The organism is Cellulomonas jepli (assembly GCF_047229345.1).
Taxonomy (GTDB): Bacteria; Actinomycetota; Actinomycetes; order Actinomycetales; family Cellulomonadaceae; genus Cellulomonas_A.
Genome location: NZ_JBFTER010000009.1, coordinates 1 through 20,816 on the forward strand (window position 1 = coordinate 1; position 20,816 = coordinate 20,816).

Below are 20,816 nucleotides of genomic sequence, written 5' to 3' on the forward strand. Positions count from 1 at the left end.
GAGGGCGCCCGCGCCGGCGGGGAGGACGCTCGCGCCGGCGGGGAGGACGCCCGCGGCGGCGCCGGGCCCCCGGTCGAGGCGGTCCGCGGTCCGTTCGCTCGCGGCGATGTCCTCGCCGACGCCGCCCCGGAGGTAGCCCGCGGCGCCGTAGCACCGCAGCAGCAGGCGGTCGACCGCCGTGACCGCGCGGTGCAGCGCGGTGACGTGCTGGGCTGCGTCCGCTGCGTCCGCCGCGTCCGCCGCGTCGGCCGCGTCCGCCGCGTCCGCCGCGTGCGCGCCCGCGTCCACCCCCACCTCGACGGGTCCGCCCGGTCCGCCGGGGCCGCCCGAGCCGTCCGGGTCGTCGTGGTCCGGCCGGCCGGCGAGCACGAGCGTGGCCGCCGCGTCGACCTCCAGGTGCGTCGTCAGGGCCTCGACGAGCTGGGTCTTGAGCACGGGCTGGAGCAGCAGCGTCGACCCGCCGCTCGCGCGCGTGCGCAGGTGCGCGACGGTGAGGTCGCGCAGCCGCTCGCTCGCGCCCAGCCGCGCCCCGAGCAGCGTGAGGGCGTCCGGCGCGTCGCCGAGCTCGCGCAGCGCCGCCACCGCACCGTCGCGGCGGGCGAGCGCCCGGGCGCCCGCGTACGTGAGCGTCATCCCGCGAGCGAGCCGAGCAGGGCGCCGTGCACCGAGCCGACGAGCGGGTCGGCCTCGAGGACGAGCGTGCGCGCACCGGGTCCGGGCCGGGCGTCGCGGGCCAGCCGCTGCCAGACCCCGCTGCACGGGAAGCCGGGGTCCGCGTGCAGCGCACCCGCGAGCGGCAGCCGGTCGAGCCACGCCGGGTCGATCCCCGCCCCGGCGACGACGTGCACGGGCGCGGGGTCGTCGGGCGTCAGGTCGGCGTGCACGTCCGCGACGGCATCCGCCCACGCGGTTCCGTCCGCGCGGCGCAGGCCCGAGCGGTGGGCGAGCCGCAGCGCGGGGGCCTGCGTGCGCTCGAGCAGGAGCACCACGGCGGCGTCGCCGGCGAGCTCCTGCAGCGGCGAGCGCGTCGTCGTGTACGGCAGCACGTGCTGGTCGACGACGACGACCGCGGCGCGCTCGAGGCCCTGCCGCTCCGCGAAGACGTCCGCGAGCCGCAGCGCGCTGAACGGTGCGAGGGACCCCTGGTCCGAGACGCCGAAGGACGCGCCGACGCCGCCGACCGCCTCGCCGGCGGAGATCGTCGCGATGTCCGAGAGCGCGAGGTCGGGCACGACGTGCGCGAGCACGAGCAGGTCCAGCCGCCGGCCCCCGAGCACGTCGGCGAGCACCGCGGCGGCCATGTCGGCGTAGGCGTGCCCGCGGGCGTCGCGCAGCCGGTCGCCGTCGAGGTCGATCCCGACGGCCGGGACCGCGGCCTCGAGGAACGTCCGCGTCGCCTCGTCGTGCTCGCGCGTCGGCGACCCGAAGGTCCGGGCGGCGACCGCGGTCACCGCGAACCGTGCGACGTGGCCGCGCGTGCCCGCCGGGGACGGTCGCGGCGGCGTCATCGTGTACACGCTCAGCCCGCCCGCTGGTCCGTGAGGAAGTCGCGCAGCGTCCCGACGGTCGCGAAGTCCTTCATCTCGAGGTTCTCCATGTCGAGCTCCAGGTCGAGGGACTCCTCGAGGACCATGAGCAGGTCGAGGACGCCGGTCGAGTCGAGCCCGATCTCCTGGAACAGCGACGTCTCGGCGCTCACCCCGGTCACCGGGCGCTCGAGCACCTCCTCGAGCGCGGCGACGACGGCGTCCAGGACGGGGTCGGGCGCGGCGTCGGTCGTCGGGGCGGTCGTGTCGGCGGGGCCGGCGAGCGTGGTCATGGGGGTCCTTCCGGAGCGGGCGGGCGTCGACGCCGGGTGGCGCCGACGCGGCGGGGGCGGGAGCGGTCAGGGCCGGGCGGGCTCGTGCGCCGGGCTCGACGCCCCGATGTCGACGAGGCGCTGCGGGCCGAGGAGCGAGTCGACGGTGTCGGCCTCGCGGACGAGGTGCGGGACACCGTCGAGGACCAGGACCTCCGCCGGGTACCCGTGGCTGAGGAAGAGCACCGGCGAGGCGGTCGGGCCGTAGGCGCCGGAGCGCAGCACCCCGACGAGGTCGCCGGTGCGCAGCGGCGGGAGGTCGGCCTTCCTCGCGACCACGTCGTTCGGCGTGCACAGCGGCCCGGTGACGTTCCACGCCTCGAGCGGCTCCGCGGTCGTCCGGCTCACGAGCGCGACGGGGAAGTTGCGCTTGACGAACGAGCCGATCCCCACGGCCGCCATGTGGTGGTTGGTGCCGCCGTCCGCGACCGCGAACCGCTCGCCGCGCGACGTCTTCGTGTACCGCACGCGCGTCACGTAGGTGCCCGCGTGCGCGGTGAGGTACCGGCCGAGCTCCATGAGGATGCGGGTCCCGGGCCGCCGGGCCGCGAACTCCTCGACCACCGGGTTGAGGAGCGCCGCGAGCTCGTCGACGTCGAGGTCCGTCTCGCCGTCGAAGTACGCGACCCCGAGCCCTCCGCCCACGTCGACCGTCTCGAGCGGGAACCCGTGGTGCTCGGCGACCTGCTCGGCGAGCGCGAGGATGTTCCGGGTGTTCTCGGCGACGGCGGCGGCGCTGAGGATGCGCGTCCCCATGTAGACCTGCACCCCCGCGAGGTCCACGTGGGGGTGCGCCGGCCCGAGGGGCGGCCCGTCGAGCAGCTGGACGTCGTCGATGCCGAACTGGCGCGGCTTGCCGCCCATCGTCAGCCCCGAGCCCTTCACGGAGAAGCTCGGGTTGAGGCGCAGCAGCACGCGTGCGCGGCGGCCGTGCTCCGCCGCGAGGTCGTCGATGAGCGCGAGCTCCTCGAGCGACTCGCAGACGATCGCGTGGATCCCGGCGTCGAGGCACGCCACGAGCTCGTCGCGGCTCTTGCCGGGACCGAGGAAGAGGATGTCGCGCGCCTCGGTGCCGGCCAGGAGCACGGTGCGCAGCTCCGCGAGCGAGGACACCTCGGCGCGTGCGCCGTGCGCGTGCAGCACCGCGTACACCGACACGTTGGGGTTGGCCTTGAGCGAGTAGAACACCTCGACCCGGGGGTGCAGCGCCGCGAGCAGCGTCGTGAGCGTCTCGCGCAGCACGTCGCCGTCGTACACGTAGCAGGGCGTGCCGAACGTGCGCGCGATCTCGTTGACCGAGACGCCCTGCACGACGAGCTCGGTGCCCGTCGGGACGGCGGTGGTGAGGGTCATGCTGCTTCCTCCAGGAGGGCGAGCGCGGCGCCGACGCGGTGGTCGAGCCGGTCGAGGTGGTCGACGTCGCGGCCCACGACGAGCGTGTAGAGCCGCCCCGTCGCGGGCCGGCCGAGGTCGTCGGCGGTGCGGGCCGCGAAGGCGGCGTTGACGGTCGCGAAGTTGTGCACGACGACGCCCGTGCCGGTGCTCGGGTCGTACCGGTCGGCGCCGAGCGCCGCACGGACGGCCCGGTAGTCGACCGGCTCGTGCGAGCGCACCGTGAAGTGCCGGGCGAGCACGACGGCGCCCTCGCGCACGAGGCGCTCCTGGAGCGGCAGCTGGTACGTCGACATGTTGCTGCGGGCGTTGATCTCGAGCAGCGGGTGCAGGGTGCCGTCCGTCAGCGTGATCGCGTCGATGCCCACGACGCCGTAGAACCCGTCGGTGGCGAGCGCGGCACCGACGGCGGCGCCGGTCGAGGTGAGCTCGGCGACGTGCGCGGGGTCGAGGTGCGCGGGGAAGCGGTGGCCGCGGTGGACCCCCTGCTCGGTGAGCGCCTCCTTGACGAAGTCGAGCTCGACGGAGCCGTCACGGCCGACCGTGAGCTGGTAGTTCAGGTCGCGGCCCTTGTCGAGCCACCGCTCGAGGCAGAACGCCAGCCGGCCGTCGGCCGCCCGCGAGGACACGAGCCGCGCGACCCGCCGCAGCCGCTTCTCGTCCTCGACGACGGCGATGCCCTTCCCGCTGACGCCGAACGCCTCCTTGACGACGAGCGGGCCCTCGGCGAGCAGCGGCGCCGCGGCGTCCACGGCGGCCTCCCACTCGTCGACCGTGCTGCACGCCCAGCCCTGCGGCTGCCGGATGCCGTGGGCGTCGGCGAGGCGCCGGCTGTAGACCTTGGAGTTCACGCGGCGCACGAGGTCGGGCGGGGGAGCGGCGAGCGGGAGGCCCGTGGCATGCGCGAGCCGGGCCTCGACGTCGGACACCCCGTGCGCGAGGAGCTGGTGACCGGACCCGCGCAGCGCACCGAGCGCGGCGACGACGGCCGGGTCGTCGAGCGCGTCCTGCGTGACCGACCGCTCGGGGTGGTTCGTCGCCACGACGACGGTCGGCAGGTCGAACCCGAGGTCCGCGAGGTCCTCGAGGAACCCGGGGTCGGGGGCGTCCTTGACCACGACACGGTCGCCGGACGTGCCGAGCAGCAGCGCGAGCTCGTCCAGCCGGTTGACGACGGCGGTGCCCGAGGCGGCGGCCAGCCGCGGCAGCGTGACCTCGCCGCGCGCCCACTGCTGCTCGACCTCGAAGTTGCCGAGCAGCACGAGCGGGGTGCCGGGGTCGCCGGTGACGGCGTTCCTGAGCCGGGTGGTGAAGGGTGGGGTCGTCATCGGGGGTCGGCTGCTCTCAGTGGCGGAAGACGGCGGCGGAGAACGTCGCGCCGAGGCCGACGGACGTCATGAGGTAGTGGTCGCCGGGCTCGAGGCGGCCGACGTCGACGGCCGTGCGGTAGTTGAGGAACGTGTCGGCGCCCCAGCAGTGCGCCGTCTCGGCGATGTTCTCGGTGACGACCTGGTCGCGGCGCAGCCCGAGGTTGCTCGCGGTGCGCAGGCACAGCATCTTGCTGATGTTGTGCGGCAGGTACAGCGCGAGGTCGTCCGCGGTCAGGCCGGCCGCACCGAGGGCCGAGTCGATCACCGCCGCGAGCGACGACCCGTAGACGGCCCCGAAGGCGGCGACGGCGTCGGGGCCCATCGTGAGGCCCGAGCCCGGGATGGGCTCGATCGAGGCGCTGTACCCGAGGAGCACGTCGCGGTCGCCGTGGGCGGCGACGAGCACCGCCGCGGTGGCCTCGCCGAGCACCGCCATGCCGGGGATGAGCTGCCCGACGGTCCCGTGCGTCTTCTCCCCGACGAGCACCAGCGCGAGGGCCCGCGGGTCGGGGTCGGCGGCGAGGAGGGCACCCGCGGTGTCGATCGCGAGCAGCCCCGCGGCGCACGCCTGCTCGGTCAGCGCGAAGACCTCCGCGTGCTCGAGGCCGAGCGCCTGCGTGACCTCGCGCAGCGGCGAGTGCGGGTAGGGCGAGGCGGAGCGCACGGTGCGGGGACGCAGCACGTACCGGACGCGGTCCTCGCAGCCGGCGAGGCCGGTGAGCTTGGTCGCGGCGCCGAGGAGGATCTGCGCCTCGGACTGGTCGGGGTCGAAGCACACCTGCTCGTAGCCGAAGGCGCGCGAGTAGCGGCGCAGGTCCTGGTCGGAGATGCCGAGCGCCTCCTGGCGCTGTGCGAGCGGCACCTGCCGGGGCAGGTACGTCGCGACGTCGACGATCGCGGTCATGCGTCGGTCCCCCGGTCGGTCGTGGTCGGCCTTCGGGGCAGACGCTACGAACGCGCCTTGACAGACCGCTGACCACTGACTGACGAACCGGTGACGTCACCTCCGGGGGTGGGGCGACCCGCCCGGTGCGGGCCCGGAAGGGCGCCTCAGGCCACGCGGGTGCCCCGCGCGAGGGTGCGCTGCGGGATCCGCAGCCGCCGCACGGCGAGCGCGACGCCGGCCGCGCCGAGCAGCAGGTTCGCGGCGAGCCCCCACGGCCACACCGCGCTGTCGTCGATGTCGCGCTCGGCGACGGGCGAGACGTACGACTCGCCGCTCTCCTGACCCGTCCAGCAGCGGTCCTGCTCCGGGGCGGGCCCGGCGCGCAGCGCCCGGACGCCCAGGCGGATGCCGCCGAGCAGGTCGAGACCGATCGACGCGTCGTCCCGCTCGGCCGCGGGGGCGGCGTCCGCGACGACGACGAACGGGTTGATCGCGAGCAGCCACCACGTGCGCTCGGTGTGGCTCACGTACTGGGTCTGCGTCTCCCAGACGCACTCGGGCACGCGCCCGTCCTCCCAGTCGTACGTGCTCGGCACGGTCCAGACGCGCACCTCCTGCGGCTGGTTCGACACCGCCGGGATCGTCAGGCCGAACACGAGCAGGCTCAGCACGGTGAGCCCCGCGACCGCGAGGTAGGTCAGCACCGCGGAGCCCGCCGAGCGCGCGGTGAGCGCCGAGAAGCCGAGGCCGATCGCGCAGACGCCCGCGAGCAGCAGCGCGAGCACCACGAGGCACACGACGACGCTGAGCACCGGGGTGCCGCCCGCGGCGAGGCCGGCGACGAGGAACGGCACGCTCACGACGAGGAACGCGAGCGCCGCCGTCCAGGACGCGAGCAGCTTGCCGAGCACGATCTCCGCGGGGGACAGGAGCGTGACCTGCAGGATCGCGAGCGTGCCCGCCGAGCGGTCGCCGTTGATCGCGGTCGCGCTCAGCGTGGGCGCGACGACGAGGCCGAGGAACAGCACGAAGAACACGACGAGCCCGAAGATCGCCGGCCCGAGCGGCTCCTGCTCGATGCCCGTCCCGGACGACACCGACGCCATCGCGGCCCACGCGAGCGCGGTGATCGCGCCCACGACGAGGAACCACACGAGCAGCGCGATCTTCCAGCGCGTCGAGCGCACGCGCTGGCGCAGCTCGAGCGTCGCGACGGTCCGCACGCCCTGCCACGTGACCCGCCAGGTGCCGGGTCCGGAGGGGCCGCCGGGCGCGGCGGGGACGGGTGCGGGTGCGTCGGGGACGGCCGCGCCGCCGGTCGTGACCGTGCTCATCGTCGCTCCTCGTCCAGCGTCAGGTAGGCCTGCTCGAGCGCCCCGCCCGCGGGCGCGAGGGACACGATCGGGACGCCCGCGGCGACGGCGTCGCGCACGAGCCGGGCGGCGCCCTCGTCGCCGTCGACGTCGAGCAGCACGCTCCCCGGGTCGGGGGCGCCGGGCTCGGGCGGCTCGAAGCCCGTCGGGGGCTCGGCGGCGTCGTCGGGCGTCCACGCGGCGCCGACCGACGTGAGCCACGTGGTGAGCGCCGTGCGGGAGAGCGCGCGCACCCGCCACGGGCGCCGGCTGCCCGGTGCCGTGAGGACCTCGGGCGTCACGGTGCGTCCGCGCGAGAGGAACACGGCGTCGTCCACGAGCTCGTCGAGCTCCGAGAGCACGTGGCTCGACACCAGCACGGTCGTGCCGCGCTCCGCGAGCGAGCGCAGCAGGACCCGCAGGTCGACACGGCTGCGCGGGTCGAGGCCGCTCGCCGGCTCGTCGAGCAGGAGCACGTCGGGGGAGTGCACGAGCGCTCGTGCGAGCCCGAGGCGCTGCTTCTGGCCGCGGGACAGGACGCTCGCGGGCCGGTCGGCGTACTCGGTGAGGTGCACGGTCTCGAGCAGCTCGGCGGCACGCGCGCGGGCCGGCGCCGGGGGGATCCGGTAGGCGGCGGCGAACGTCAGCAGGACCTCGCGCGCCGTGAGCGAGTCCCACGTGCCGAACGCGTCGGGCATCCACCCGGTGCGGGCGCGCGCCGCGACGCCGTCGGTCACCGGGTCGTGGCCGCCGACGCGCACGTGCCCGGAGTCCGGCACGAGGAGCCCGGCGAGCACGAGCAGCAGCGTCGTCTTGCCCGAGCCGTTGGGGCCGATGAGCGCCGTCACGCGCCCGGGCCGGGCCTCGAACGAGACGCCGTCGAGCGCGCGCACCGCACCGAACGCGCGGTGCACGTCGTGCACGACGACGCCCGTGCGCCCGAGCGGGCCGCCCGGCACGGGCTGGCTGGGGTGCGGCGCGGCAGGTGGGAGAGCGGCGTCTCCCGCGGTCAGCGACATGACGGTCACGCTAGGGCAGCGGCCGGGGCCGCCGGGCGCGGACGCTGTGCACATCCTGTGCGCGCCGCGGAGCGGTACGGAGGCTCCACCCGGACGGCGGTCCCGCCATGCGAAATCGCGACGGTCCGTCCACCGGACCGATCTACACTCGCCCCGTCCTGTCCGGCAGCGGTGCGTCCGCCCGCACCCCGCCCCGCCGGGCGCCGCCGGCCCTCGCCGTCGACCGCCCCCGTCGACTCCCCCGGAGCACACCCCGTGGCCCTCATCGTGCAGAAGTACGGCGGCTCGTCCGTCGCCGACGCGACCAGCATCAAGCGCGTGGCGAAGCGGATCGCGGAGGCCAAGCGCGCCGGCAACGAGGTCGTCGTCGTGGTCTCCGCCATGGGGGACACCACCGACGAGCTCATCGACCTCGCGAACCAGATCACGCCGCTGCCGCCGTCGCGCGAGATGGACATCCTGCTGACCGCGGGCGAGCGCATCTCGATGTCGCTGCTCGCGATGGCCATCGCCAACCTGGGCGTCGAGGCGCAGTCGTTCACCGGGCAGCAGGCCGGGGTCATCACCGACACCGCGCACGGCAAGGCCCGGATCATCGACGTCACGCCGAGCCGCATCCGCGCGACGCTCGACGACGGGTCGGTCGCGATCGTCGCCGGCTTCCAGGGCGTCACGCAGCACACGAACGACGTGACGACGCTGGGCCGCGGCGGCTCGGACACGACGGCGGTCGCGCTCGCGGCGGCGCTGGGCGCGGACGTCTGCGAGATCTACACGGACGTCGACGGCGTGTTCAGCGCGGACCCGCGCATCGTGCCGAGCGCCCGCAAGCTCGACCGGATCAGCTACGACGAGATGCTCGAGATGGCGGCGAGCGGCGCCAAGGTGCTCGTGCTGCGCTGCGTCGAGTACGCGCGCCGCTACGGCGTGCCCGTGCACGTGCGCTCGTCGTTCTCGGGCCACACCGGAACACTGGTGACGAACAGTCCCGCCGAGGGACCCGAAGGAGAAGGCCAGATGGAGCAGCCGATCATCGCGGGCGTCGCGCACGACCGCAGCGAGGCCAAGGTCACGGTCGTCGGCGTCCCCGACGTGCCGGGCAAGGCCGCGCGCATCTTCCACGTCGTGGCGGCCTCGGGCGCGAACATCGACATGATCGTGCAGAACGTCTCGGCCGCCGCGACGGGCCGGACGGACATCTCGTTCACGCTCCCGCAGTCCGACGGGGCCGCGGCGATCACGGCGCTGACCGAGCAGCAGGGCGAGATCGGCTTCGCGTCGCTGCAGTACGACGACGCGATCGGCAAGCTCTCGCTCATCGGGGCGGGCATGAAGTCGCACCCGGGCGTCTCGGCGAAGCTCTTCGAGGCGCTCTCGGACGCCGGCATCAACATCGAGATGATCTCGACCTCGGAGATCCGCATCTCCGTCGTCACGCGCGCGGAGAGCCTGGACGACGCGGTGCGCGCCGTCCACACCGCGTTCGAGCTGGACTCCACCGAGGACGAGGCCGTGGTCTACGGCGGGACGGGGCGTTGACCATGAGCGAGACCCAGGGGAACGGCCTGCGCGTCGGCGTCGTCGGCGCGACCGGGCAGGTCGGGGCGGTCATGCGCCGCCTGCTCGAGGAGCGCGACTTCCCGGTCGCCGAGATCCGCTTCTTCGCCTCCGCGCGCTCGGCGGGCACGACGCTGCCGTGGAAGGGCACCGACGTCGTCGTCGAGGACGCCGCGACGGCCGACCCCACGGGGCTCGACATCGCGCTGTTCTCCGCCGGGGGTGCGACGTCCAAGGCGCAGGCGCCGCGGTTCGCCGCCGCGGGCGTCACGGTCATCGACAACTCGTCGGCGTGGCGCATGGACCCCGACGTGCCGCTCGTCGTGTCCGAGGTCAACCCGGACGCGATCCGTGAGGCGCGCAAGGGGATCATCGCGAACCCGAACTGCACGACGATGGCCGCGATGCCGGTGCTGCGCGTGCTGCACGAGGAGGCCGGCCTGCAGCGGCTGATCGTCTCGACGTACCAGGCGGTCTCGGGCAGCGGGCTCGCGGGCGCCGAGGAGCTCGACTCGCAGGTGCGCGCGGTGCAGGACCAGGACACGGTGGCCCTCGTGCACGACGGCCGCGCGGTGACCTTCCCGGACCCGCAGAAGTACGTCGCGCCGATCGCGTTCAACGTGATCCCGCTCGCAGGGAACCTGGTCGACGACGGCTCGCACGAGACCGACGAGGAGCAGAAGCTCCGCAACGAGTCCCGCAAGATCCTCGGCCTGCCCGAGCTGCTGGTCTCGGGCACGTGCGTGCGCGTCCCCGTCTTCACCGGGCACTCGCTGTCGGTCAACGCCGAGTTCGCCCGCCCGCTCTCGCCCGAGCGCGCGCGCGAGCTGCTCACCGGCGCACCGGGCGTGGAGCTCGCGGACGTCCCGACGCCGCAGCTCGCCGCGGGTGCCGACCCGTCGTTCGTCGGCCGCCTGCGCCAGGACCCGGGCGTGCCCGAGGGTCGCGGCCTGGCGCTGTTCATCTCCAACGACAACCTCCGCAAGGGTGCCGCGCTCAACGCGGTGCAGGTCGCGGAGCTCGTCGCGGCGGGGCTGCGCACGGGCGTCTGACCGCCCGCACCCCAGCGTCTCCGGAGGCCCGGTCCACGTGTGGACCGGGCCTCCGTGCGTCCGTGACCGCCCGTCGGGGCAGGACCCCTTGTGCCCGCGCCGGTCCTGTGGTTCATTAGTCCAGTAACGAACCACCAGACCAGAGACGAGGGGGCGGACGCCGTGTTCGATGGCCGGGACCCCATCTACCTGCAGATCGCCGATCAGATCCGCAGCAGCATCCTCGACGGGACGCTGCAGGAGGAGGAGCAGGTCATGTCCACCACGCAGTACGCGACGACGTACCGCATCAACCCGGCGACCGCCGCGAAGGCGTTCGCCGAGCTCGTCGACGAGGGCGTGCTCTACAAGCGCCGCGGCGTCGGGATGTTCGTCGCGACGGGCGCCCGCAGCGCGCTCCAGGCCGACGGGCGCGAGCGCTTCTTCGCCGAGGTCGTCGACCCGGTCGTCGACCAGGCGCACGTGCTCGGCATCGAGGTCGCCGACGTCGTCAAGCGCATCGAGGACCGCGCGGCCCGGCTCGGTCCCGACGGTGCGGCCCGCGGCGTCGCCCAGGGAGGTGCCCGGTGAGCGGCTTCGGCGTGCAGGTCCGCGACCTCACCGTGCGCTACGGCGACGACACCGCGGTCGACGGGCTCACCGTCGACATCCCGGCCGGCTCGATCACCGGGCTGCTCGGCCGCAACGGCTCGGGCAAGACGACCCTCCTGTCCACGCTCGCGGCGTTCCGGCGCCCGACGTCGGGCCAGGTGCTCGTCGACGGCGAGGACCCGTGGGAGAACGAGCGCGTCATGGCCGGCACGTGCCTGATCCGCGAGAGCGGCGACGTGCTCGCCGACGAGAAGCTGTCCGCGACGCTCGACTTCGTCGAGCAGGCCCGCCCGCACTTCTCCCGCGACCTCGCCGAGCGGCTGCTCGACACGTTCGAGCTCCACGCGAAGGCCAAGCAGAGCAAGCTCTCGCGCGGCAAGAAGTCGGCGTTCGGCGCCGTCGTCGGGCTCGCGAGCCGGGCCGAGCTCACGATGCTCGACGAGGTCTACCTCGGCATGGACGCACCGTCGCGGTACTCGTTCTACGACGCGCTGCTCGCCGACTACGTCGAGCACCCGCGCACGATCGTCCTGTCGAGCCACCTCATCGAGGAGATCGAGCGGCTCTTCGAGCACGTCGTCGTGATCGACCACGGCACGCTGCTGCTCGCCGAGCCCGCCGACGAGCTGCGCACGCGCGGCCTGACCGCGACCGGCCCGTCCGACGCCGTCGAGCGGTTCGCCGCCGGGCGCACCGTGGTCGGGCGCCAGCAGCTCGGCCGCACCGCGCAGGTCACCCTGTTCGGGCCGCCGGCCGGCGACGACGACGCGCGCGCGCGCGACCTGGGCGTCGAGCTCGGGCCCGTGGACCTGCAGGACCTGTTCGTGCACCTGACGGCCCGCGGCGGAGCGGCGGGTGGCACCGCCGCCGACGCATCGTCCGACGACTCCGCCGCTCCCACCGGGTCCCTGACCGGCACCGGCGCGACCGGCTCCGACCCGACCGTCACGGAGGTCCCGCGATGAGCACCACGACCCTCGCCCGCCCGGCCGTCCGCCGCCGGACCCCGACGGCCCGGACCGCGCGGCACCTGCTCACGATGCTGCTGTACCTCGCGGTGTGGTTCTGGGGCATCGCGGTCGTCGTCCTGACGGTCGCGATCCTGCTGGTCGACCGGTTCGGGGACGTCACGACGAGCGTCGTGCAGTTCGCGCGGCAGGGCGGGATCTGGTTCCCCTTCTCGCTCACGATCATCATCGCGACGACCTACCTCCCGACGCACGTCGCCGCGGGGATGACCCGCAGGGCGTTCGCCACGGCGGCCCTCGTCGCCTCCGTCGTCACCGCCGCGGTCTACGCGGGGGTGCTGACGCTCCTGATCCAGGTGGAGCGCCTGGTCTACGAGCGGGCCGGCTGGACGCACGCCCTCACGGACATCGGCCTCTCGGCGACGTCCTCGGGCACGGCGGTCGACCTGGGCCGCCTGTTCCTCGACTACCTGCTCATGTTCGGCAGCGGCGTCGTGAGCGGTCTGCTCGTCGGCATCGTCTACTACCGGGCCGGCGGGTGGTGGGGGACCCTCGCGCTCCCGCTGACCATCGGTCCCCTCTTCCTCGTCACCGCGCTCCTCGCGAGCGACGCCGGACCGTTCGACCTGGCCTGGGTCGTCGAGCGCCTCGGTCCCGGCGGGGACGACGCCCTCGCCCGCGTGTCGCTCTGCGTGCTGATCATCGCCGCGCAGGCCGCCGCGTTCCACCGCATCACGCGGCGGGCGGCGCTCAACCCGGTCACGACCTGAGCCCGGGCGGGTCGTCACGGCGGCCCGCCCGCACCACCCGCTCACGCAGCCCCACGGGACGGCGCACCGCCGCACCCGCGGGTCCGCACACCCTCAGCACGTCCCGACGCACCACCACGCACCGCCGCGCAGGGGCCCCCTGTGCGCACCGCAGCACCACGCGAACCACCGAACCCCGGAGGGACGACATGACCGCCACACCTGTCATCCAGGTCGAGCACCTGCGCAAGTCGTACGGCTCGACGCTCGCCGTCGAGGACGTCAGCCTCACCGTCCACCGCGGCGAGATCGTCGGGATCCTCGGGCCGAACGGCGCCGGCAAGACGACGACCGTCGAGTGCCTCGCCGGGCTGCGCGACCGCGACTCGGGCCGCGTCGACGTCCTCGGCCTCGACCCCGCCCGGGACCGTGCGGCGCTGCGCGAGGTGCTCGGCATGCAGCTCCAGGAGAGCGAGCTGCCCGCGCGCATCACGGCCCGCGAGGCCGCCGAGCTGTACGCGTCGTTCTACGCCGATCCCGCGGACCCGCTCGAGCTGCTCGACGACCTCGGGCTCGCGGACCGGCGCGACGCCCAGTTCCGGGCGCTCTCGGGCGGCCAGAAGCAGCGCCTGTCGATCGCGCTCGCACTCGTCGGCAACCCGCAGGTCGCGGTGCTCGACGAGCTCACGACGGGCCTCGACCCGCAGGCGCGGCGCGACACGTGGGACGTGGTCCGCAAGGTCCGCGACCGCGGCGTGACGATCCTGCTGGTCACGCACCTCATGGAGGAGGCGGAGCGGCTGTGCGACCGCATCGTCCTCATCGACGCGGGCCGGGTCGTCGCGACGGGCACCCCGGCCGAGCTCGCGGCGCAGTCGGCGGGGGAGCACGTGCTGCGGTTCCGCTCCCCGGAGCCGGGCGTCGCGGCGGTCCTCGCGGGGGTCCCGGACGTGCACGCGGTCGAGGGGCCCGACGACGGGCTCGCCTACGAGGTGCGCGGCGGCCCCGAGATCGTGCAGGACGTCATGGTCGCGCTGTCGGCCGCGGGCGTGCGCGCGAACGACGTGCGGCTCGAGCGCGGCACCCTCGAGGACGCGTTCCTCACCCTGACCGGCCAGGACCGGTCGCGCGACGCCGGCACCGGCCGTCGCTCCCGTTCCCTGCTGACCCGTTCGGAGGCCTGACATGACCGCCGCCCCGCTGACCCCGACCCCCGCGCCCGCCCCGGCGCGCACCGCGACCACGACGGCCACGAGCGGCCGGGTGCTCGCGCACGTGACCCGGACCGAGGCCCGGCTGTTCCTCCGGGAGCCGTCGGCCGCCTTCTTCGGGCTCGCGTTCCCCGCGGTGCTGCTCGTCGTCCTCGGGCTGTTCATGCCGTGGGCCGACCAGCCGTTCGACGACAAGGACCCGGTGCTGTCGCAGATCACGGCCATCACGGGCTACACCCCGATCGTCCTGGCGCTCGCGATCGCGACGGTCGGGTTCTCGACGTTCCCGACCCCCATCGCCACGTACCGCGGCAACGGCGTGCTGCGCCGGCTCGCCACGACGCCGCTGCCGAGCTCCCGCGTGCTCGCCGCGCAGGTGCTGGTCAACGTCGCGACGCTCCTCGTCGCCTCGGTCCTCGCCGTCGTCCTCGGCGTCGTCGTCCTCGACATCTCCCTGCCGGCCGACCCGCTCGCGCTCGTCCTCGGCTTCGTGCTCGGGGCGACGTCGACCATGGCGGTCGGGTGCCTCATCGCGGCCCGTGCGCCGAACACCGCCTCGGCGAACGGCGTCGGGATGCTGCTGTACTTCGTCTCGCTGTTCTTCGCCGGCGTGTGGATGCCGCTGCCGCTCATGCCGGAGGTCGTGCAGACGATCAGCCAGTACACGCCGGTCGGCGCGGCCTCGCAGGCGATGGGTGCCGGCTGGTACGGCCAGCCGTTCCCCGCGACTGAGCTCCTCGTCATGGCGGCGTGGACGCTCGTGGGCGTGCCGGTCGCCGCGAAGATCTTCCGCTGGTCCTGAGGCCCCCTCCACGACGCCCGGGCGAACCGTCGCCCGGGCGTCGTCGCGCCCCCGGTACGCGCACGTGCCAGGCCCCCGCGGACGCCGAATCGTTTCACGGGGCTGTCGCCGGTGAGGGCGGGTGCCACTGTGGGCGCTGTTCGCGCGCCGGGCGCGTGGACCGCGCCGACGACGGCCCGGTCCGCACGGCCGCCGGGCGGACGGCCCCGGACGAACGCCCGCGGCCGCAAGGTTGTAGGAGCGCTCCCATCGACGTCGACGGCGGGCGTGCAGGAGGCCCCCGCTGCCGCAGCGGGGGCGACGCCGGGCAGCACGCGCAGGACCGGGACCCGCAGCGACGCGGGGCCGGCGCGACGCGGGCCGCCCACCCTCCGGTCGCGCCATGGACGGCACGGCCGGGACGGCCCGGCGGCGGGGCCACCGGCGTTCCCGGCGCAGCGGGACCGCGTCCCGGGCGCCCTCACCGGCGCCCTTCGACGAGAGGAACTTCGCATGTCAGGACTCACCCGACGACGTGTCGCCTGGGCGGTCTCCGCCCTGGGCGTGTCGTCGCTCGTAGCCGTGTGCGGGATGCAGCCCGCGCTGGCGTCACCCGCGCCCGCGGCCGCCGCACCCGCGGTCGCGCCCGCCGCGATCGAGGAGGGGGGCGAGTACCAGCAGCGCTTCCTCGAGATGTACCAGGACATCAAGGACCCGGCGAGCGGCTACTTCAGCCCGCAGGGCATCCCGTACCACTCGGTCGAGACGTTCATCGTCGAGGCCCCGGACTACGGGCACGAGACCACGTCCGAGGCGTACAGCTTCTGGATCTGGCTCGAGAGCGCCTACGGCGAGGCGACCGGCGACTGGAAGCCGCTCAACGACGCGTGGGCCACGATGGAGCGGTACATGATCCCGCAGGCCGCGGACCAGCCCACCAACTCGTTCTACAAGGCCTCGGCGCCGGCGTCGTACGCGAGCGAGTTCAACCACCCGAGCAACTACCCGTCGGCGCTCGAGTCGGGCGTCTCGGTCGGCCCCGACCCGATCGCGGCCGAGCTCAAGGCAGCGCACGGCACCGACGACATCTACGGCATGCACTGGCTCGCGGACGTCGACAACGTCTACGGCTTCGGTGCGTCGCCGGGCGCGGGCTGCACCAACGGCCCCGGCGCCGGCACGTCGTACATCAACACGTTCCAGCGCGGCCCGCAGGAGTCGGTCTACGAGACCATCCCGCAGCCCTCGTGCGACGAGTTCGAGTTCGGCGGCAAGAACGGCTTCCTCGACCTGTTCACCAAGGACGCGTCGTACGCGAAGCAGTGGAAGTACACGAACGCCCCCGACGCCGACGCGCGTGCGATCGACGCCATGTACTGGGCCAACCAGTGGGCGACCGACCAGGGCAAGGCGTCCGAGATCTCGGGCACCGTCGCCAAGGCCGCCAAGATGGGCGACTACCTGCGCTACGCGCTGTTCGACAAGTACTTCAAGAAGATCGGCTGCACCTCGAAGAGCTGCGCGGCGGGCACCGGCAAGGACAGCGCCCACTACCTGCTCTCCTGGTACTACGCGTGGGGCGGCGCGACCGACTCCAGCGCCGGCTGGGCGTGGCGCATCGGCTCGAGCCACAACCACTTCGGGTACCAGAACCCGATGGCGGCCTGGGCCCTGTCGACCGACTCGGCGCTCAAGCCCAAGGGTGCGACGGCCGTGTCCGACTGGACCAAGAGCCTCGAGCGCCAGCTCGAGTTCTACCAGTGGCTGCAGTCCGCCGACGGCGGCATCGCCGGTGGCGCGACGAACAGCTGGGACGGCGCGTACGCGACGCCGCCCGCCGGCACCGCGACGTTCTACGGCATGGGCTACACCGAGGCTCCCGTCTACCACGACCCGCCGTCGAACTCCTGGTTCGGCATGCAGGTGTGGTCGATGGAGCGCATCGCGCAGCTCTACAACGCGTCCGGCAACCCGAAGGCCAAGGCGCTGCTCGACAAGTGGGTCCCGTGGGCCCTCGCGCACACCAAGGCGAGCGGCGCCGACTGGGCCGTCCCGTCGACGCTCAGGTGGACCGGTCAGCCGGACACCTGGAACCCCGCGAGCCCCGGCACCAACGCCGGTCTGCGCGTCGAGGTCGCCAGCCAGGGCCAGGACGTCGGCGTCGCCGGCGCGCTCGCCCGGACGCTCATGTACTACGCCGCCAAGGCCGACCACGCCGAGGCGCAGGCCGCGGCCAAGGGTCTGCTCGACGCGATCTGGACCAACAACCGCGACTCGATCGGCGTCTCCACGACGGAGACCCGCGAGGACTTCAAGCGTCTCGACGACGTCATGACCTCGACGACCGGCGACGGCGTCTACGTCCCCGCCGGCTGGACGGGCACGATGCCCAACGGTGACGTCATCAAGCCGGGCGTGAGCTTCCTCGACATGCGCAGCTTCCTCAAGAACGACCCGGCGTGGCCCAAGGTCAAGGCATACCTCGACGGCGGACCGGCCCCGACGTTCAACTACCACCGCTTCTGGGCGCAGACGGCGATCGCGACGGCCCTGGCCGACTACGACCGCCTGTTCGGCGACGGCGGGGTGCCGCCCGTCGACACGCAGAAGCCGACCGTCCCGACGGCCCTGACCTCGACGGCCAAGACGGCGACGAGTGTCACGCTGGGCTGGACGGCCTCGACGGACAACGTCCGCGTGACGGGGTACGACGTGTACCGCGGCACCACCCGCGTGGGCTCGGCGACGGGCACGACCTACACCGACACGGGCCTCACGGCCGCCACGGCGTACTCGTACACCGTGCGGGCGAAGGACGCGGCGGGCAACGTCTCCGACCCGTCGACGGCGCTGAGCGTCACGACGAACGAGGGCGGCGGCACGGTCGACACGACACCGCCGTCGGCACCGCTCGGCCTCGCGTCGCCGAGCAAGACGGCGACGAGCGTCGCGCTGACGTGGCAGCCGTCCACGGACGACGTGGCCGTGACGGGGTACGACGTGTACCGCGGCGCGACGCGGGTCGGCTCGGCCACGACGACGTCGTACAGCGACACCGGTCTCACGGCGAGCACGGCGTACTCGTACACCGTGCGCGCCAAGGACGCCGCCGGGAACGTCTCGACGCCGTCCGCGGCGCTGAGCGTCACGACGAGCCCCGAGGTCACGCCGGGTGCCTGCAAGGTCACCTACACGACCAGCGACTGGAACTCCGGCTTCACGGCGTCGGTCAAGGTCACCAACACCGGCGCGGCGCTCTCGAGCTGGAAGCTCGGCTTCTCGTTCGCGGGCGGCCAGAAGGTCCAGCAGGGCTGGAGCGCGGTCTGGTCGCAGAGCGGCACCGCCGTCACCGCGGACAACGCGCCGTGGAACGGCAACCTCGCCGCGGGCGGGACGATCGACGTCGGGTTCAACGGGTCGCACACCGGCTCGAACCCGAAGCCGACGGCGTTCACGCTCAACGGGGCTCCCTGCACCGTGGGCTGACGCCCGCAGCACGGAGCACCACGCACGCCCCGCAGGGTCGGTCCGCTCGTCCGGACCGGCTCTGCGGCCGTGCGCGACCGGCTCCGCCCGGCCGCTCCGAGCGACGCACCGCCGCGTCGGCGTGCCTCCTCACCTCCCGAGGACGCGCCGGGTGCGCGCGGCGTCGGGCGGCGAGCCGCCCCGGCGACTCAGGCCAGGCGCGCCGCCTGGAGCGTGAGGTACTCGCGCTCGCGGAGGTTGGTCGCGGCGGCGGCGGCGTGCCGGTAGGCCTCGACGGCGTCGCCCGGCCGGCCGTCGAGCTCGAGCAGGTGGGCCCGGACGGCGTGCAGCCGGTGCCCGCCGCCGAGGCGCTCGGCCACGCCGTCGAGCGCGGCCAGACCGCGTGCAGGGCCGTGCACCATCGCGAGGGCGACGGCCCGGTGCAGCGCCACGACGGGGCTGCCCGTGAGCGCGAGGAGGCGGTCGTACAGCGCGAGGACGTGGGGCCAGTCGGTCGCCTCCGAGCTGGGCGCCTGGTCGTGCAGCACCGCGATGCAGGCCTGGAGGGTGTGCTCGCCCGGGCGTCCGGCGCGCAGCGCGTCGGTGGCGAGGCGCACGCCCTCGACGACGAGCGTCCGGTCCCACAGCGAGCGGTCCTGCTCGGCGAGCGGCACGAGCTCCCCGTGCGGGCCGGACCGCGCGGGCCGGCGGGCCTCGGTGAGCAGCAGCAGCGCGAGCAGGCCGGTCACCTCCGCGTCGTCGGGCACGGCCGCGTGCAGCAGCCGGGTCAGCCGGATCGCCTCGCCGGTGACGTCGACGCGCAGCAGGTCGGGCCCGGCGCTCGTCGCGTAACCCTCGTTGAAGAGCAGGTAGAGGACGTGCCGGACGAGCGCGAGGCGCCGCGGGACGTCGCCGGGCGCGGGCATCGCGAACGGGACGTCCGACCTCCGCAGCGTCGCCTTGGCGCGGCTGATGCGCTGCGCCATGGTCGCCTCCGGCACGAGGAAGGCGGCCGCGATCTCCCGGGTCGTCAGACCGCCGACGGCGCGCAGGGTGAGCGGGATCGCCGCGGCCGGGGTCAGTGCGGGGTGGCAGCACAGCAGCATCACGGTGAGCGTGTCGTCGTGCTGCTCGACGTCGACGGGCAGGCGCTCGTCGCGCGCGGCGGCGACCTCCTCGCGGCGCCGGCGGGCGGTGACCTCGCGGTGCTCGTCCGCGAGCCGCCGCACCGCGACCCGCACGAGCCAGCCGACCGGGTTGTCCGGGACCCCGTCGCGCGGCCACTGCTGCGCCCCGGCGAGCAGCGCCTCCTGCACGGCGTCCTCCGCGGCGGCGAAGTCGGCGTGCCGCCGTGCGACGGCGCCGAGGGCCTGCGGCGCGCACCGGCGCAGCAGGCCCTCGACGTCGGTCGTCATGGTCGCGGTGCCGGTCGGGACGTCACTCGGGCGACGGTGCGCTCATGACCTCGCGCACCTCGATCCGCTGCTGGATCGGCCGGCCGCCCTGGGCCGGCGCCGCCGACGCGGACGCCGCGATCTCGACGGCCCGGTCGACCGAGTCGACGTCGACCAGCCAGTAGCCCGCGAGCAGCTCCTTGCCCTCGGGGTAGGGGCCGTCGATGACGACCGGTGCCCCGACGCCGTCGCTGACGACGAACTTCGCCTGGTCGGGCGACGCGAGGCCCTGCCCGTCGACGAACTCACCGCGCTCGACGAGCTCCGCCTGGAGCGCGGCCTGGAACGCGAAGTGCGCCTGGAGCTCCTCGGGGGTCCAGCGGTCCATCGGCTCGGTCGCGGACTCGACGCCGCCGTAGTCCATCATGATCATGTAGCGCACGGTGCGTCTCCTTCGTCGTGACGGCCCCTCGGTGGTGCCGTTCGACAGGGTGTCGCATCCGGCCCGCGGTTCTCGACATGGTCCTGCGGTCCGTCGTGGACCCGCACCCCGGGCCGGCGCCGACCTCCCGCGGACCGGTCACGCAGCGGGGTCCGGCTCGCCGTCGGTCGGGGCGGCGGTGGCCCGCAGGCCGTGGTCGAGGAAGCCGACCAGCCACGAGAAGCTCTCGTCGACGGCGGTGTCGTACCGGAAGCCGGTGGACACCTCGAGGGTGACGAAGCCGTGGAGCACGCTGCGCAGCATCCGCAGCGCGTGGACCTCCTGCTCCGGGGGCAGGTCGTACCCGCGCAGCACCGCCGACAGGGCGCTCAGCGCGCGGCGGCTCGCGGCCACGAACGGGTCGTCGGGCCCGGTGGGGCGGGCGCTGTTGATCGCGGCGTAGCGGCCGGGGTGCTCCTTGACGTAGGTGCGCAGCGCCTGAGCGGCCGCAGCGAGGGCCTCGCCGCCGGCCCGGCCCTGGATCGCGTCGCCCATCGCGTCGCCCAGCTCGTCGGAGGCCAGGACGGCGATGCGGTGGGCGAGGTCGGCCTGCCCGCCGACGTGCTTGTAGAGGGAGGGCGTCTTCACGCCGAGCCGCTCGGCGACCAGGCCCATGCTGAGCTGGGCGAAGCCGACCTCGTCGGCCAGGGCGGCGCCGGCCTCCGTGACGACGGCGGGCACGAGCCCGGC

Annotated in this window: 19 protein-coding genes; 8 read left to right on the top strand and 11 right to left on the bottom strand. The window is 74.4% G+C overall.

Features of this window, described 5'->3' with window-relative positions; translation table 11 throughout:
• From AB6N24_RS03510 to AB6N24_RS03545, 8 genes are all read right to left on the bottom strand, one after another.
• The coding region (locus tag AB6N24_RS03510) for a hypothetical protein (RefSeq protein ID WP_412868045.1) at positions 1 to 633 on the bottom strand (633 nt) is incomplete at its 3' end.
• The gene (locus AB6N24_RS03515; RefSeq protein WP_412868046.1) at positions 630 to 1,508 is read right to left on the bottom strand and encodes a hypothetical protein; all 879 of its coding nucleotides are present in this window, start codon (positions 1,506 to 1,508) and stop codon (positions 630 to 632) included. The genes AB6N24_RS03510 and AB6N24_RS03515, both read right to left, overlap by 4 nt.
• Before the next feature lie 11 nt (positions 1,509 to 1,519).
• Positions 1,520 to 1,819, bottom strand: a complete 300-nt coding sequence (locus tag AB6N24_RS03520) for an acyl carrier protein (RefSeq protein ID WP_412868047.1) — start codon at positions 1,817 to 1,819, stop codon at positions 1,520 to 1,522.
• A 66-nt stretch (positions 1,820 to 1,885) separates the two neighbouring features.
• A complete protein-coding gene (locus tag AB6N24_RS03525) occupies positions 1,886 to 3,211 on the bottom strand; it encodes a type III PLP-dependent enzyme (RefSeq protein ID WP_412868048.1) in 1,326 nt (441 codons plus the stop codon).
• Positions 3,208 to 4,578, bottom strand: a complete 1,371-nt coding sequence (locus tag AB6N24_RS03530; protein WP_412868049.1) for a preATP grasp domain-containing protein — start codon at positions 4,576 to 4,578, stop codon at positions 3,208 to 3,210. Before AB6N24_RS03530 ends, AB6N24_RS03525 begins: the two co-directional genes overlap by 4 nt.
• Before the next feature lie 16 nt (positions 4,579 to 4,594).
• Positions 4,595 to 5,524, bottom strand: a complete 930-nt coding sequence (locus tag AB6N24_RS03535) for a 3-oxoacyl-[acyl-carrier-protein] synthase III C-terminal domain-containing protein (RefSeq protein ID WP_412868050.1) — start codon at positions 5,522 to 5,524, stop codon at positions 4,595 to 4,597.
• 146 nt (positions 5,525 to 5,670) lie between these two features.
• The gene (locus AB6N24_RS03540) at positions 5,671 to 6,840 is read right to left on the bottom strand and encodes an ABC transporter permease (protein WP_412868051.1); all 1,170 of its coding nucleotides are present in this window, start codon (positions 6,838 to 6,840) and stop codon (positions 5,671 to 5,673) included.
• Positions 6,837 to 7,877, bottom strand: coding sequence for an ABC transporter ATP-binding protein (locus AB6N24_RS03545; protein ID WP_412868052.1), 1,041 nt, complete (start codon positions 7,875 to 7,877; stop codon positions 6,837 to 6,839). Before AB6N24_RS03545 ends, AB6N24_RS03540 begins: the two co-directional genes overlap by 4 nt.
• A 255-nt stretch (positions 7,878 to 8,132) precedes the next feature.
• Between AB6N24_RS03545 and AB6N24_RS03550 the strand changes: the two genes are divergently transcribed.
• From AB6N24_RS03550 to cbhB, 8 genes are all read left to right on the top strand, one after another.
• A complete protein-coding gene (locus AB6N24_RS03550) occupies positions 8,133 to 9,416 on the top strand; it encodes an aspartate kinase (RefSeq protein ID WP_412868053.1) in 1,284 nt (427 codons plus the stop codon).
• Between the two features lie 2 nt (positions 9,417 to 9,418).
• Positions 9,419 to 10,486: an aspartate-semialdehyde dehydrogenase gene (locus AB6N24_RS03555; protein ID WP_412868054.1), complete on the top strand. Its 1,068-nt coding sequence runs from the start codon at positions 9,419 to 9,421 to the stop codon at positions 10,484 to 10,486.
• Between the two features lie 162 nt (positions 10,487 to 10,648).
• Positions 10,649 to 11,056, top strand: a complete 408-nt coding sequence (locus AB6N24_RS03560) for a GntR family transcriptional regulator (protein ID WP_412868055.1) — start codon at positions 10,649 to 10,651, stop codon at positions 11,054 to 11,056.
• Positions 11,053 to 12,042, top strand: coding sequence for an ATP-binding cassette domain-containing protein (locus tag AB6N24_RS03565; protein ID WP_412868056.1), 990 nt, complete (start codon positions 11,053 to 11,055; stop codon positions 12,040 to 12,042). The genes AB6N24_RS03560 and AB6N24_RS03565 overlap by 4 nt, the downstream gene beginning before the upstream one ends.
• The gene (locus tag AB6N24_RS03570) at positions 12,039 to 12,815 is read left to right on the top strand and encodes a hypothetical protein (protein WP_412868057.1); all 777 of its coding nucleotides are present in this window, start codon (positions 12,039 to 12,041) and stop codon (positions 12,813 to 12,815) included. The genes AB6N24_RS03565 and AB6N24_RS03570 overlap by 4 nt, the downstream gene beginning before the upstream one ends.
• Positions 12,816 to 13,003: 188 nt before the next feature.
• On the top strand, positions 13,004 to 13,978 hold the full coding sequence (locus tag AB6N24_RS03575; RefSeq protein ID WP_412868058.1) for an ABC transporter ATP-binding protein: 975 nt from the start codon (positions 13,004 to 13,006) through the stop codon (positions 13,976 to 13,978).
• Between the two features lies 1 nt (position 13,979).
• On the top strand, positions 13,980 to 14,807 hold the full coding sequence (locus AB6N24_RS03580; protein ID WP_412868059.1) for an ABC transporter permease: 828 nt from the start codon (positions 13,980 to 13,982) through the stop codon (positions 14,805 to 14,807).
• Positions 14,808 to 15,299: 492 nt separating this feature from the next.
• The gene (gene cbhB / locus AB6N24_RS03585; protein WP_412868060.1) at positions 15,300 to 18,272 is read left to right on the top strand and encodes an exoglucanase CbhB; all 2,973 of its coding nucleotides are present in this window, start codon (positions 15,300 to 15,302) and stop codon (positions 18,270 to 18,272) included.
• 188 nt (positions 18,273 to 18,460) lie between these two features.
• On the opposite strand, the gene AB6N24_RS03590 is transcribed toward cbhB, so the two are convergent.
• From AB6N24_RS03590 to AB6N24_RS03600, 3 genes are all read right to left on the bottom strand, one after another.
• Complete coding sequence (locus AB6N24_RS03590; RefSeq protein ID WP_412868061.1) at positions 18,461 to 19,666, bottom strand: RNA polymerase sigma factor; 1,206 nt, start codon at positions 19,664 to 19,666, stop codon at positions 18,461 to 18,463.
• 22 nt (positions 19,667 to 19,688) lie between these two features.
• Complete coding sequence (locus tag AB6N24_RS03595; protein WP_412868119.1) at positions 19,689 to 20,078, bottom strand: YciI family protein; 390 nt, start codon at positions 20,076 to 20,078, stop codon at positions 19,689 to 19,691.
• 147 nt (positions 20,079 to 20,225) lie between these two features.
• Positions 20,226 to 20,807 carry a TetR/AcrR family transcriptional regulator gene (locus tag AB6N24_RS03600; protein WP_412868062.1) on the bottom strand — a complete coding sequence of 194 codons (582 nt, stop codon included), beginning with the start codon at positions 20,805 to 20,807 and terminating at the stop codon, positions 20,226 to 20,228.
• Positions 20,808 to 20,816: the final 9 nt, after the last annotated feature.